Below are 13,832 nucleotides of genomic sequence, written 5' to 3'. Positions count from 1 at the left end.
ATGACCTCGACCGTTCAGGGCCGCGAGGGGTCAGAGACCCGATCCGGACGCATCACGCCGCTGCGCGCGCTCTTCGCGCTGGCCGTGCTCATCGGCTGCCTCTTCGGCGGGCTGGCCTTCGGCTCGGCCGCCGGTGCGAGCCCGGCCCCGCACGCCGCCGCCACCGCCCCGGCGGGTCCGGCGTCGCCGAGCGCACCGTCCGGCCCCGAGGGCCCGACGACGAGCGGCGGGGTGTCGGTCAACGTCGGCGGCAAGCCGAGCCAGTCGATCAGCATCCTGATGCTCGTCACCGTGCTGTCGGTGGCGCCGTCGCTGCTGCTGCTGGTCACCAGCTTCACCAAGATCTTCGTCGTGCTGTCGCTCACCCGGAACGCGCTCGGGCTGACCACGGTGCCGCCGAACCAGGTGCTGGCCGGGCTGTCGCTCTTCCTCAGCCTGTTCGTCATGGGGCCGGTGCTGTCGAAGGTCAACTCCCTCGGCATCCAGCCCTACCTGCACGGGACGAAGAACCGGGCCCAGGCCTGGACCGACGGCACCGAACCGCTGCGCCACTTCATGCTGCAGCACACGCGTCCGCAGGAGATCGCGCTGATGCTGCGTGCGGGCAACCTGCCCAACCCGGCCGACAAGTCGCACATCGAGCTGACCACGTTGATCCCGGCGTTCGTCCTCTCCGAACTGCGCTCGGCGATGATCATCGGCTTCGTGGTGTTCGTACCGTTCGTGATCATCGACCTGGTCGTGTCGTCCTCGCTGATGTCGCTCGGCATGATGATGCTGCCGCCGGTCTCGATCTCCCTGCCGTTCAAGCTCCTGCTCTTCGTCCTGGTGGACGGCTGGGGCCTGATCATCACCGCTCTCGTCCGCAGCTATCGAGGCGGAGGCTAGCCGCGATGACCGATACCCAGATCATCCACATCGCCCTGCAGGTCATGCTCGTCTCGGCCAAGCTGGCCGCGCCGGCGCTGGTGACCTCGCTCGTGATCGGCTTCGCCGTGTCGTTGTTCCAGTCGGCCACCCAGATCCAGGAGTTCACGCTCTCCTTCGTGCCGAAGGCGGTCGGCGTCGGCGTCGCGCTGCTCGTGTGCGGCCACTGGATGCTGACGACGATGGTCGGCTTCACCCAGGAGCTGTTCACCCAGATCCCGAACCTGCTCAAGTAGCGCGCCCGTGCACTTCGACCTCGACACCGCCGGCCTCGTCGCGCTGCTGCTCGTCAGCGTGCGCATCCTGGCCTGGGCGATCGTGTCGCCTCCGATCGCCACCGGCATGGTGCCGCACCCGGTGAAGGTCATCCTCAGCGTCGGCATCGCCCTCGTGATCGTGCCCGGCGTGAAGGCGCAGGCGCCGGTGGCCGAGGTCGCGCCGATGGCCGGCGCGCTGCTGGAGCAGATCGTCATCGGGGCCGGGCTCGGCTTCCTGACCCGGCTCGTCTTCACCGCCATCGAGACGGCCGGTGGCCTGCTCGACCTGTTCGGCGGCTTCTCGCTGTCGGCGGCCTACGACCCGCTGACCACGACGATGACCTCGATCTTCGGACGCTTCTACTCGCTGCTCTGCACGACGCTGATCTTCGCGACCAACGTCCACCTGCTGATCTTCCAGGGCTTCCTGCGCACGTTCTCCGCCATCCCGCTGGACGGGCACCTGACGATGGCCCACCTGGACAAGGTGATCGCGTCGTCGGTCACCGGGCTGTTCGTGTCGGCCCTGCAGATCGCCGGGCCGCTCATCGTCGTGCTGTTCATCGCCGACATGGCGCTCGGCGTGCTCAACCGCATCGCTCCGCAGCTCAACGCGTTCGCGCTCAGCTTCCCGCTCAAGATCGGACTGACGCTCATGCTCGTCGGCCTCGGCTTCACGCTGATGCCCGGCGTCGTCGTCCAGCTCGCCGACCACGCGAACCGGCTGATCCAAGTGGTCACCACCTGATGTCCGGCGGCGGCAGCGGGGGTGAGCGCACCGAGAAGGCCACCCCGAAACGGCGCAAGAAGGCCCGGCACGACGGGTCGATCGGCAACACCCCGGAGATCGGGGCGTGGGCCGGTCTGCTGGTGGCCAGCTTCGTGATCCCCGACGTCTTCACCAAGCTGATGTCGATCTCGACCAACTCGCTCATCCAGCTCGGCGCGATCATCGAGAACCCGCGGATCGCGCCGGCCAAGGCGATGGCCGTCGAGGCAGCGAGGGGCGCGTTCTCGGCCGTGCTGCCGATGGCGTTGATGATCGCGGTCGTCGGCGTGGTGTCGGTGGCCGGGCAGGGCGGCATCTGGGTGTCGCCGAAGCTGCTCAAGCCGACGTTCAAGCGGCTCAACCCGCTCTCGGGCGTCAAGCGCATGTTCGGCCCGCACGCCGTGTGGGCGATGACGAAGGCGCTGCTCAAGACGGGCGCGCTCGCCGGTGTCGTCGTGCTGTCGCTGCAGCGGCTGGTGCCGACCGTCATGGGCTCGGGGTCGCTGCCGATCGCGAGCCTGGTCTCGATCGCCGTCGGCATGGTGCTGTCGCTGCTGCGCTACGCCGCGGTCGCCGGCATCATGATGGCCTTCGCCGACTACGCGGTCGTGCGCAAGCGCAACAACAAGCAGCTCAAGATGACCAAGCAGGAGATCAAGGACGAGCACAAGAGCGCCGAGGGCGACCCGCACCAGAAGGGGGCGATCCGCTCGCGGCAGATGGCGATGCGGCGCAACCGGATGATGGCCGACGTCCCGACCGCCGACGTCGTCGTGGTCAACCCGACGCACGTCGCCGTCGCGCTCAAGTACGACCCGGCCAAGGGTGCCCCCCGCGTCGTCGCCAAGGGCGGTGATCACGTCGCCGCCCGGATCCGCGCGCTGGCCGAGGAGCACCGCATCCCGATGGTCAGCGACATCCCGCTCGCCCGCACGCTGTTCAAGACCTGCGAGATCGGCCAGGAGATCCCGCCGGATCTCTACAAGGCCGTCGCCACCGTGCTCGCCTTCATCATGACGCTGCGCAAGCGCGGCTCGACCGCGGGCACGCACACCGTCCGCACCCTGGCCGCGTCCCCCCGCTGACCGTGATCATCTCGCTCGGGGCAGGTCGGCAGGCCTGCTCCGGGCGGGTTCATCAGCTGGGATCGCAGGCGGGCTGCGGCAGGGTGAGGCAGAACGCCGTCGCGCCGTCGACCCGCTCGTAGGCCACCCGGCCGCCGTGCGCCTCGGCCATCGCCCGCACCACGAACAGGCCGATGCCGGTGCCGACCCCGCGTTCCGGTTCCGCGCGGGTGTACTCGTCGAAGAGCTGGTCACGGAACCAGTCGGGCACTCCGGGCCCGTGGTCGACAACGCGCAAAACGATGTCGGGGTACTCGTCGCGCACCTCGATGCGGATCGGCGGCGAGCCGTAGCGCATCGCGTTGGAGATCAGGTTCGTGAGCATCTGCTCCAGACCGACCTGGTCGGCCGACACCGTCAGCGTGAGCGGGCAGTCGATGGTGATCTCGACCTGGTGGGCGAAGACCTGGACGGCGGCGTCGAGTTCGGGGCGCAGCTGCAGGGGCGCGCGCCGCACGGTGAGCGCGCCGCGCTTCGCGTGGGAGGCGGTCAGCAGGTCGGTGGTCAAGCGGTCGATCACGCCGGCCTGCCGCACGATCGCCTCCAGCAGCCGGCGCGACGTCTCCGGATCGTCCTGAGGACGCGCGAGTTCGCCGGCGAGCAGGTTCAGCGCGATCGCCGGGCTGCGCAGCTCGTGCGCGGCGCGGGGGAGGGCCTGGTCGGCCGCCGTGGTGACGGCCGGCGGACGCGGCGGCGGCGGGGGCAGCCCGAGCAGCGCGCTCAGCTGCGCCACCAGCTCGGCCCCGGGCATGCCCTTCTGCAGGTAACCGACCGCGCCGGCCGACAGCGCCGCCGGCGCCATGCGAGTGGCATCGAAGGCCGACAGCACGACGACGTCGCTGTTCGGCGACGCGTCGCGGATCAGCGGCAACGCCTCGAGCCCACCCATGCGCGGCATCGCGAGGTCGAGCAGCACGACGTCGGGCTGAAGGTCGCGGGCCTGGTCGATCGCCTCGAGCCCGTCCCGGGCCTCGGCGACGACGCAGAATTGTTCGTAGGAGTCGAGAACGGTGCGCAGCAACCGTCGTACGTCCGCCGTGTCGTCGACGAGGAGGATGCTCACCGCACCGGCCTCGGTCGAGGTCATGGATTCATCTCGAGATCGGCCGGTGTGCTCCGGAGCAGGCCGGCCGGATCGCCGAGCAGTTCGGTGATGATGGTGCTCGCGCCCTTGATCGAGCTGTCGAGCGCCGAGACGACGGTCTCGAGCTGCCCCGCGTCGAGCGCCATCCGCGCGACGATCATGCCCTGCACGATGCGGTCGTTGAGCTCGAGCGCCTGCTGCTCGCGCCGCCGCAGCGCCTCGGCGGCGTCGGCCGCCCGGGCCTTGCGCAGCTGGACGGCGGCGAGGTTGGTCCGCACCCGGCTGCGCAGTTCGCCGGTGGAGAACGGCTTGGCCAGGAAATCGGCCGCCCCGGCGTCCAGTCCGGCGATGAGCGACTCGTGATCGGCCCGGGCCGAGAGCAGGATGACCGGCACCTCGGCGAGCTCCGGCTCGGCCCGCAACGCGGCCAGCAGGCCGACGCCGTCGATGACCGGCATCATCACGTCGCTGACGATGAGATCGGGACTCTGCCGCCGGGCCCGGATCAGGGCGTCCCGGCCGTCCTCGGCGAGGTCGACCTCGGCCAGCGGCGCCAGGGCCCGGGCGAGGAACTCGCGCATGTCGCGGTTGTCGTCGACGACGAGGACGCGGGCCGCGCCGCCGCTCGCCGCCTCGGCCCCGTTGCCGTTCGAGGCCGCGGCGTCGTCGAACAGGGCGTCGACGTCGATCGCGTGCCCGTTGTCCAGCGGCTCGGGCAGCATCACGTCATCGGCCGGGTCGAGGGCCGGGACGGACACCACGAACGTCGAGCCCACCCCCGGCGTGCTGTGCACGACGGCGGTGCCGTCGTGGATCGTGGCCAGCTCCCGCACGAGGGCGAGCCCGAGTCCGGTGCCCTCGACCGACGGCGTGAGGTCGGACAGCGTGCGGTGGAAGCGGTCGAAGATCAGGGGCACCTCGTCGGACGGGATGCCGATGCCGGAGTCGGACACGACCAGCACGGCCGAGCCGTCCCGATGCTCGACGCGCACCCCGACGTGCCCGTGCCTGGTGTACTTGACGGCGTTCGACACGACGTTGAGGACGATCTTCTCCCACATGTCGCGGTCGATCTCGGCGAGCACCGGCTCGGCGCAGTCGACGCGCAGCTCCAGCCCGCGCGCCGCTGCCAGCGACGTGAACAGCGAGGCGCAGTCACGCGTCAGCGCCGCGACATCGGTGGGGCGCGGCCGGAACGCCATCCGGCCCGCCTCGATGCGTGAGAAGTCGAGCAGCGTGTTCACGAGCCGCAGCAGGCGTCGCGCGTTGCGGTAGGCGCTCTGCACCTCGGGCGAGCCGGCGGTGTCGGGCTGTTCCAGCAGGTTCTGCAGCGGGCCGAGCACGAGCGTGAGAGGGGTGCGCAGCTCGTGGCTCACCGTCGACAGGAACGCGGTCTTGGCCCGATCGAGTTCGGCGAGCCGCTCGGCCCGCTCGCTCTCCTGGTGCCGGCGGACGGCTCGGGCGACCGCGGCCGAGAACTGGTCGGACGTGAGGCCGAGGAAGCGGCGGTAGGCCGCGTTGAGTCGCTTGCGGGCGCTCACCGCGGTGATCAGGACGAAGCTGTGGGCGTGGGCGCTACCGCCCACCGGTGCGGCCACGGCCTCGCGCGGGCTCTCCGGCCACGCACCTCCGGGGAGCGGAGCCCACCTCTGGTGCAGGTCGTGGATCTCGAACGGGCGACGCCGCTCGGCCACCGCCCGCACGGCGTCCGACCACGGCATCGCCGGTGCCTCCGGGCGCAGGTCGAGAACCCACGGCGCGTCGACGGAGCCGGCCGCGATGCCGACCGTGCCGATCAGCGCGGCCTCGCCCTGCTCGGGGCTCACGTCGTAGAGCAGGGCGAACGGGATGTCGGCATCGCTCGTGACGAGCGCGGCGAGCAGGTCTCGCCCCGCCGCCGCACCGTTCGGGTCGTGGTCGTGCGGGTCGGCGGCGGTGGCCAACCCCTGCAGCGTGGTCATGCGCCGTTCGGAGATCACCTGCGTGGTCGTCTCGTTGCAGACGACCAGCGTGCCGCCGACCGTGCCGTCCTCGGCGTAGACCGGGCTGTAGCTGTAGGTGAAGTAGATCTCCTCGTAGTAGCCGTTGCGGTCGAAGGGCACCAGCTGGTCGTCGAAGCCGGTGTTCGCGCCCTGCGTCATCACGGCCTCGACCTGCGGCCCGGTGAACTCCCAGACCTCCGACCACACCTCGCGCCCGGCCCCGCCGAGCGCGCCCGGGTGCATCTCGGCGCCCAGGCTGGGCCGGAAGGCGTCGTTGTAGAAGCAGATCAGGTCAGGCCCCCAGAACAGGAGCATGGGGTAGCGGGTGTTGAGCATCGTGCCCACCGTCGTGCGCAGGCTCGTCGGCCACGACTCGATGGGTCCGGCCGAGGTTGCGGCCCAGTCGTGACGCCGGATGCGCGCGGACATCTCACCGGCCGCGTCGAGCCCCGGCAGTGTCATGGGCGTCAGGGTAAGGGACCAATTCCCTGCTCCGATCGGGTCGAAGGGCCCGATTGGCTTCGACTCTCAAGTCGGACACTCGCCGGTCGATAGGACGGGAGCCAGGACGGCGAACACCCCGGGTCGGATACCCACCATTGCATGCGTGTGTGTCCGATTAGAGGTGCCGTGAAGACGACGAGACTGAGCCAACTGGCCGTGCCGATCGGCGTGGTCGCGATCGTGGCCATGCTCGTCGTGCCGGTGCCGCCGACCGTGCTCGACCTGCTGATCGCCTGCAACATCACCGGTGCGGTGCTGGTCGTCCTCGTCTCCATGTACGTCCGGCGGCCGCTGGACTTCTCGAGCTTCCCGTCGCTGCTGCTGGTGGCGACGCTGTTCCGCCTCGCCCTCAACATCAGTGCCACGCGCCTGGTGCTCACCGACGGCTTCGCGGGCAACGTCATCAGCGCGTTCGGTCACTTCGTCATCGGCGGCTCGCTCGTCGTCGGGCTGGTGATCTTCACGATCCTGCTGGTGATCCAGTTCGTCGTCATCACCAACGGCGCCGGGCGCATCGCCGAGGTCGGCGCGCGATTCACCCTCGACGCCATGCCGGGCAAGCAGATGGCCATCGACGCCGACCTCAACGCCGGCCTGATCGACGAGGCGAGCGCGCGCAAGCGGCGGGCCGAGATCGCCTCCGAGGCCGACTTCTACGGCGCGATGGACGGTGCGACCCGCTTCGTCAAGGGTGACGCCATCGCGGCCATCATCATCACCCTGATCAACCTCATCGGCGGCTTCGCCATTGGCGTATTCAGCCACCACATCCCGCTGTCGCAGGCGCTGTCGACCTACAGCCTGCTGAGCGTCGGCGACGGCCTGGTCTCCCAGATACCCGCGCTGCTGCTGAGCGTGTCGACCGGTCTCATCGTGACCCGCTCGAGCGACTCGGACGACATGGGCACTGTCGTCTCGCAGCAGCTCGGCGGCCAGCGCCGCGCCATCCAGATCGCGGGCGGGGCCGCGCTGCTGCTGTGCGTCGTGCCGGGCCTGCCCAAGTTGCCGTTCCTCGTCGTCGGCGCCGGCCTGCTGCTGATGGCGGGGAAGCTGAAGTCGAACGAGAAGGCCGAGGCGGCCGCGTCCGCCCCGACGGCCGGCGAGGTCGTCGCGGCCGCGCAGGAGAGCGACGAGTCGCTGCACAACGAGATGCTCATCGAGCCGCTCGAGCTGGCTCTCGCACCCGACCTGATCAACCTCGTCGACGGCCCCGGCGCCGACCTGCTCGACCGCGTGCGCGGGCTGCGGCGCAGCCTGGCCACCGAGCTCGGCGTGGTCATGCCGCCCGTCCGGACACGTGACAACGTCTCGCTGCCGATGTCGACCTACGCCATCAACATCAACGGCGTCGAGCTCGCCCGCGGCCAGGCCCCGCCCGGCATGGCGCTCGCGATCGGCGACGGCGTCGAGGGCCTGCCCGGCCGCTCGGCCCGCGAGCCGGTCTTCGGCCTCGAAGGACGCTGGATCGCGATGGAGCTGCGGGCCCAGGCCGAGCTGCTCGGGGCGACCGTGGTGGACCGGTCGTCGCTGATCATCACGCACCTGTCCGAGGTCGTGCGGCAGAACGCGAGCCGGCTGCTCGGCCGCGAGGAGGTCGCCGCCGCGACCCGCGCGCTCAAGCGGAGCCATCCCGTCGTCGTCGAGGATCTCACCCCGGCCCTGCTCAGCCTCGGCGAGATCCAGCGCGTGCTGCACGCGCTGCTCGACGAGGGCGTGCCGATCCGCGACCTCGTCCGCATCTACGAGGCGCTGTCGGTCGCGGCCAAGGGCGGCACCGACCCCGACCGGCTGGTCGAGGCGGCCCGCGCGGCGGTTGCGCCGGCGATCATCGCCCACCTCGCCGGCGACGGTCGGCTCGACGTGCTGACCGTCGAACCGCGCCTGCAGCAGGCGATGCTCGAGTCGGTGCGCCCCGGCGACGGCGGCGCGTCGCTCGTGCTGCCGCCGGCGCTGACCGAGGGCATCCTCACCTCGGTGGCCGAGCGCTACCGCATCGAGACGGCCAAGGGCAACAAGCCGGTGCTCGTGTGTGCCGCCCAGATCCGTGGTCCGCTGCACCGCCTGATCCGCTACTCGCAGGTCGCCCTGCCGGTCGTGTCCTACCCGGAGCTCGCCACCACCTCGGTGGCCATCAATGCGATTGGAGTCATCGATGACGTCCTCGACGTTGTACCGGGAGGGTGACGACCTCGACACCCTGCTCGCCGAACTGGACGGCGAGTTCCCCGGTCAGGTGCGCGTGGTCGAGGTGAGCTACCCGCGCGAGGGCGGCGTGCTCGGGTTCTTCGCCCGCCAGCGCGTCGGCGTGCACTTCGCGATCGACGGTCTCGCCGGGCCCGCCCCGCGCCCTGCTCCGGTACGGCGTCCCGCCCCGCCGCCGGTCGGCGACGACCCGCTCGCCGAGTTGATCGCCTCGGCCGAGGCCGCCGACGACCGGGTCGCGACCATCGACGAGTCGACCTACCTGACCGAGTCGTCCAACGCCGAGTTCGCCGCGATGGTGCTGCAGCTCGCCGCCGGCAAGTCGCGGGCGCGCCCGGTCGCCGAGGCGATCGTCGCGCGGCCCGCCGTCGAGCCGCCGGCCTTCGAGGCCACCCTGCCGGCCGGCTTCGAGCCCGCCTTCCCGACGCTCGCCCCGACCCCGGCACCGCCCGCGATCGAGCCGGCGCCCGCTCGCCCGGAGATCCTCCGCACGGAGCTCGCCCGCACGGAGATCGCCCGCGTCGAGATCGCGCCCGCCGAGATCGCACCGGTCGAGGTCACGCCCGCCGAGCCGGCGACGACCGGGGGGCTGGCCGGGCGCCGCCGGCTGGCCGAGCTCGGCGTGCCGATCGACTGGGTGCCGAGTGACGCCCCCGACGCCCGCGCCGCGCTGACCGCGGTGGCGGCGAGGCTGCCCGTGCCGCCGCGCCCGCCGGCCGACTCCGGGCAGCTGCTGGCGATCGTCGGCCCGGCCGCGGCCGCGACCCGCGCCGCCGAGACCGTCCGCAACCGGCTCGGTCTCGACCCGCGCTTCGTCTGGACCGCCGGCGACGCCCGCCCGAACCCCGGCGGCACCCCGCTGCCCGACGAGACCTACGCGACCGCCTTCGCCGCGTGCCACCGCATGGGCGGCTACCGGCCGGCGATCGTCGTCGTGCCGACCGACACCGTCGGCGGTGTCACCGGCGCCGACCGGATGCTCGCCGCGATGACCCCGGATTCGACCTGGCTCGTCGTCGACGCGTCGAGCAAGCCGGCCGACGCGCGCCGGCGGTTGCGGGCCCGCGACGACGTCGACGCCCTCGTCGTCACCGGTGCGGCCGACACGGCCAGCCCGGCCACGGTGTGGGAGCTCGACACCCCGATCGCCCTGCTCGACGCATCGTTCGCGACGCCGGCCCGCTGGGTCTCGCTGCTGCTGGACGCCCTCGCCGACCAGGAGCGGTGATGCTGCGCGGTTCGGTGCTGCTGCTGGCCCTCGTCTTCGCCTTCCCGACGATCTGGGCCGCGCTCGTCGACCACACGATCACGGTCGACACCGCGGTCGTGCGCTTCCTCGTCGCCCTGCCGGTCGCCGCCGTCCTGCTCGCGCTCGTGCGCATGGCGACGCGCGACCGCGACCCGCGCTGATCGGCTTACGCGCTCGATTCCCGGTTTCAATAGCGCATTTGCACCGTCAACTCCAGGGTGCCCCGGCCGATTGGTCTCGTGACCAAGACCGGCAGACCAGGAGGAACGGTGGACGAAGACGACGAGATCGTCCAGGAGTTCCTTGTCGAGAGCCACGAGAACCTCGACCAGCTGGATCGTGATCTGGTCGAGCTCGAGAAGTCGCCGGGCTCGCGGGAACTGCTGTCGAGCGTGTTCCGCACGATCCACACGATCAAGGGCACGAGCGGCTTCCTCGCGTTCGGCCGGCTCGAGTCGCTGACGCACGTGGGGGAGAACCTGCTCTCCCGGCTGCGCGAGGGCGAGCTCACCATGACGCCCGCCATCGCCGGCGCGCTGCTCAACATGGTCGACGGTGTCCGCGCCCTGCTGGCCGCGATCGAGCAGACCGGCGCCGATGTCGACGAGAGCGTCGACGTCGACTCGATGGTCGCGCTCATCAAGACCTGCCTCGACGGCGACGCCGCGGGGCCTGCCCCGGAGGCCCCGGCCGAGCCGGCTCCCCAGCCGGTCGCGGAGACTGCCCCCGAGCCCGCCGTCGGAATCGTCCCCGAGCCGGTCGCCGAGCCGGCGGCCGAGGCCGTCCCCGTCCTCGAGGAACGGCGCAGCGGCGCGGACCGCCGGGTCGACGGCGAGGACCGGCGCGACCCGGACGCTCCCGAACGTCGTGGTGTCGCCGACTCGACCGTCCGCGTCGACGTCGACCTGCTCGACACGCTCGTCCGTCTCGTCGGCGAGCTCGTCCTCACCCGCAACCAGATCCTGCAGCAGGCCGATGTCACCGCCCACGTGGACCTCGTCCGCGCGAGCCAGCGGCTGAACCTCGTCGCGAGCGAGCTGCAGGAGACGGTGATGCGTACCCGCATGCAGCCGATCGGGCAGGTCTGGGCCAAGATCCCGCGCCTGGTGCGCGATCTCGGCGCCCAGCTCGGCCGCACGGTGAAGCTCGAGATGGAGGGCCAGGACACCGAGCTCGATCGCTCGCTGCTCGAGGCTGTCCGCGACCCGCTGACCCACCTCGTCCGCAACTCCGTCGACCACGGCATCGAGGACGCCGCCGTGCGCCTCGCCAACGGCAAGCCGGCCGAGGGCACGCTGTCGCTGCGCGCCTACCACGAGAGCGGCCAGGTGGTCGTCGAGATCACCGACGACGGGCGCGGTCTCGACGCCGACCGCATCGGCCAGGTGGCCGTGCAGCGGGGTGTCGCCTCGCCCGAGGCGCTCGCCCGGATGAGCCCCCGCGACGTCTTCGATCTCATCTTCCGGCCCGGCTTCTCGACCGCCTCCGCCGTCACCAACGTCTCCGGCCGCGGGGTCGGCATGGACGTCGTGCGCACCAACATCGAGCGCATCGGCGGCACCGTCGACCTGACCAGCCAGGCCGGTCAGGGCACGACGGTGCGCGTCCGTATCCCGCTGACCCTCGCGATCATCCCGGCGCTGATCGTCGGTGAAGGCGGCGAGCGGTACGCGATCCCGCAGGCCAACCTGGTCGAGCTCGTCCGCCTCGAAGCGGCCGACCTCGCCCGCGACGTCGAGGTCCTCGCCGGCGCACCCGTGCTGCGCCTGCGCGGTCACCTGCTGCCGCTCGTGCCGCTCGCCGGCGCGCTCGGCCTGGACGAGGAGCCGCGCGACGCGATCACCGTCGTCGTCGTGCAGGCCGACGACGTGCGCTTCGGCCTGTCGGTCGAGGAGGTGCACGACACCCAGGAGATCGTGGTCAAGCCGCTCGGCCGCCAGCTCAAGAGCATCGCGATGTACGCCGGCGCGACCATCATGGGCGACGGCCGCGTCGCGCTGATCCTCGACGTCGCCGGGATCGCGCACGCCAACGGCGTCACGGCCACGCCGGTGCGGGTCGAGGCCGACACCCGCACCGCCGACTCCGACCTGCGCTCGCTGCTGGTGCTCGACGTCGGCGGCGGCCGGAGGGCGGCCCTGCCTCTCGGCGAGGTCTCGCGCCTCGAGGAGTTCGCGTCCGACCTCATCGAGCGCACCGGCCCGACCGAGGTGGTCCAGTACCGCGACGGCATCCTGCCGCTGGTGCACCTCGCGAGCGCGATCGGCCTGCCGGTCAGCGACGTCGTGCCCGAGCTGCTCTCGGTCATCGTCCACGGTGACGGTCCCGACCGGGTCGGCATCGTCGTCGACCGCGTGGTCGACGTCGTCGAGACCGCGATCGTCGCCAACCGGGTCGGCATCCGGGCCGGCGTGCTGGGGTCGGCCGTCGTGCAGGACCGGGTCACCGACCTCGTCGACCTCGACGCCGTCGTGGCCACGGCCGGCCGCCGGATCGGGGTCGGAGCATGACCACGCTCGCCACGAACAGCCAGTACTGCACCTTCTGGGCCGACGGCCTGCACTTCGGCATCGCGGTCCGCGACGTGCAGGAGGTGCTGCGCTACCAGGAGATGAGCGCCGCGCCCCGGGCGCCCGAGGCGGTCTTCGGCCTCATCAACCTGCGTGGCCAGATCGTCACCGCCATCGACCTGCGCCACCGGCTCGGCCTCGCCGAGCGCGCGCCGGGCGAGACGCCGATGAACGTCGTCCTGCGCAGCCGCAACGAGGTGGTCAGCCTGCTCGTCGACGACATCGGCGATGTCATCGACACGGCCGGCGCCGCCACCGAACCAGTTCCACCGACCCTGCCCAGCGCGGTCCGTGACGTCGTCACCGGCGTCATCCCGCTCCCCGAGGCGATCCTGCTCGTCCTGGACGCCGACCTTGCCGCCGATGTGCCCCACGCACACCGCAACTCCGGAGGAAACCCGTGACCGAACTCCTGCCCGCGTCGACCAACGGGCGCGCCCACAAGACCACGCCGCCGCGCGGCACCCGGCCGGCCCGCCGACCGGTGGCCTCGGACGCGGAGGCGCTGCCGGTGGCCGACCTCGCCGCGATGCGCTCGGTGCTCGACGACCTGCCGATGCGGGTCATGCTGTGCGACCTCAACCTGACCATCACCTACGTCAACAAGGCGACGGTCGAGGGACTGGGCCGGCTGGCCGAGCACCTGCCGATCGAGGTCGAGGACATCGTCGGCGCCAACATCGACATCTTCCACAAGGACCCGGCGCACCAGCGCAACGTGCTCTCCTCCGACGCGAACCTGCCCGTCCGCTCGATCATCAAGGTCGGACCGGAGACGCTGGATCTCAGCGTGCAGGCCGTCTACGACGAGGACGACGCGTTCGTCGGCGCGATGGCGACCTGGGAGGTCATCACCGACCGGCTGAAGCTCGAGGCCGAGAAGGAGGAGGCCACCGCCGACACCAGCGCGGTCAACCAGTTGCTCCAGGTCATCACCGGGGCCCGCTCGGCCGCCGAGGTGGCGCAGCTCGCGGTCGACACCGTGCGCGCCCAGTTCGGCTGGGCCTACGGCTCCTACTGGGAGGTCGAGGACGACGACGCGCTGCACTTCCGCGTCGAGTCCGGTGACGCCGGCCCGGAGTTCCGCGCGGTCACCCTGGCCGCGTCGTTCAAGGAGGGCGTCGGGCTCTCGGGCCGGGCGTGGAGGACGCGCGACCTGTACTT

11 protein-coding genes and 1 pseudogene are annotated in these 13,832 nt (G+C 71.5%); 10 read left to right on the top strand and 2 right to left on the bottom strand.

The features are described from left to right. The 4 genes from fliP to VGN18_RS07650 are packed head-to-tail and all read left to right on the top strand — an operon-like array spanning position 1 to position 3,038. Positions 1-888 (top strand): flagellar type III secretion system pore protein FliP, encoded by an 888-nt coding sequence (fliP, locus tag VGN18_RS07665; protein ID WP_327539077.1) that lies wholly within the window; start codon positions 1-3, stop codon positions 886-888. 5 nt (positions 889-893) lie between these two features. Continuing rightward, the gene (locus VGN18_RS07660) at positions 894-1,163 is read left to right on the top strand and encodes a flagellar biosynthetic protein FliQ (RefSeq protein WP_327539076.1); all 270 of its coding nucleotides are present in this window, start codon (positions 894-896) and stop codon (positions 1,161-1,163) included. Positions 1,164-1,170: 7 nt separating this feature from the next. Then, positions 1,171-1,932: a flagellar biosynthetic protein FliR gene (locus VGN18_RS07655; protein ID WP_327539075.1), complete on the top strand. Its 762-nt coding sequence runs from the start codon at positions 1,171-1,173 to the stop codon at positions 1,930-1,932. Beyond that, the gene (locus VGN18_RS07650) at positions 1,932-3,038 is read left to right on the top strand and encodes an EscU/YscU/HrcU family type III secretion system export apparatus switch protein (protein ID WP_327539074.1); all 1,107 of its coding nucleotides are present in this window, start codon (positions 1,932-1,934) and stop codon (positions 3,036-3,038) included. The genes VGN18_RS07655 and VGN18_RS07650 overlap by 1 nt, the downstream gene beginning before the upstream one ends. Positions 3,039-3,090: 52 nt before the next feature. On the opposite strand, the gene VGN18_RS07645 is transcribed toward VGN18_RS07650, so the two are convergent. Continuing rightward, positions 3,091-4,164 (bottom strand): HAMP domain-containing sensor histidine kinase, encoded by a 1,074-nt coding sequence (locus tag VGN18_RS07645; RefSeq protein WP_327539073.1) that lies wholly within the window; start codon positions 4,162-4,164, stop codon positions 3,091-3,093. Then, positions 4,161-6,605 (bottom strand): response regulator, encoded by a 2,445-nt coding sequence (locus VGN18_RS07640; protein ID WP_327539072.1) that lies wholly within the window; start codon positions 6,603-6,605, stop codon positions 4,161-4,163. The genes VGN18_RS07645 and VGN18_RS07640 overlap by 4 nt, the downstream gene beginning before the upstream one ends. A gap of 168 nt (positions 6,606-6,773) precedes the next feature. On the opposite strand from VGN18_RS07640, the gene flhA reads away from it, so the two are divergent. From flhA to VGN18_RS07610, 6 genes and pseudogenes are all read left to right on the top strand, one after another. After that, the gene (flhA, locus tag VGN18_RS07635) at positions 6,774-8,831 is read left to right on the top strand and encodes a flagellar biosynthesis protein FlhA (RefSeq protein WP_327539071.1); all 2,058 of its coding nucleotides are present in this window, start codon (positions 6,774-6,776) and stop codon (positions 8,829-8,831) included. Further along, the gene (locus VGN18_RS07630) at positions 8,800-10,077 is read left to right on the top strand and encodes a hypothetical protein (RefSeq protein ID WP_327539070.1); all 1,278 of its coding nucleotides are present in this window, start codon (positions 8,800-8,802) and stop codon (positions 10,075-10,077) included. The genes flhA and VGN18_RS07630 overlap by 32 nt, the downstream gene beginning before the upstream one ends. Then, positions 10,077-10,259: a hypothetical protein gene (locus VGN18_RS07625; RefSeq protein WP_327539069.1), complete on the top strand. Its 183-nt coding sequence runs from the start codon at positions 10,077-10,079 to the stop codon at positions 10,257-10,259. Before VGN18_RS07630 ends, VGN18_RS07625 begins: the two co-directional genes overlap by 1 nt. Before the next feature lie 108 nt (positions 10,260-10,367). Then, entirely contained in the window at positions 10,368-12,608 is a 2,241-nt protein-coding gene (locus VGN18_RS07620; RefSeq protein WP_327539068.1) for a chemotaxis protein CheA, read from the top strand. Next, positions 12,605-13,072, top strand: coding sequence for a chemotaxis protein CheW (locus VGN18_RS07615; protein ID WP_327539067.1), 468 nt, complete (start codon positions 12,605-12,607; stop codon positions 13,070-13,072). The genes VGN18_RS07620 and VGN18_RS07615 overlap by 4 nt, the downstream gene beginning before the upstream one ends. Further along, a pseudogene (locus VGN18_RS07610) lies at positions 13,069-13,832 on the top strand (PAS domain-containing protein); the annotation flags it as partial. The gene VGN18_RS07615 and the pseudogene VGN18_RS07610, both read left to right, overlap by 4 nt.

It is taken from the genome of Jatrophihabitans sp. (assembly GCF_036000465.1).
Classification (GTDB): Bacteria; Actinomycetota; Actinomycetes; order Mycobacteriales; family Jatrophihabitantaceae; genus Jatrophihabitans.
Note: the sequence above shows the minus strand (reverse complement) of the source record. Positions and strands in the feature narration are given on the sequence as shown.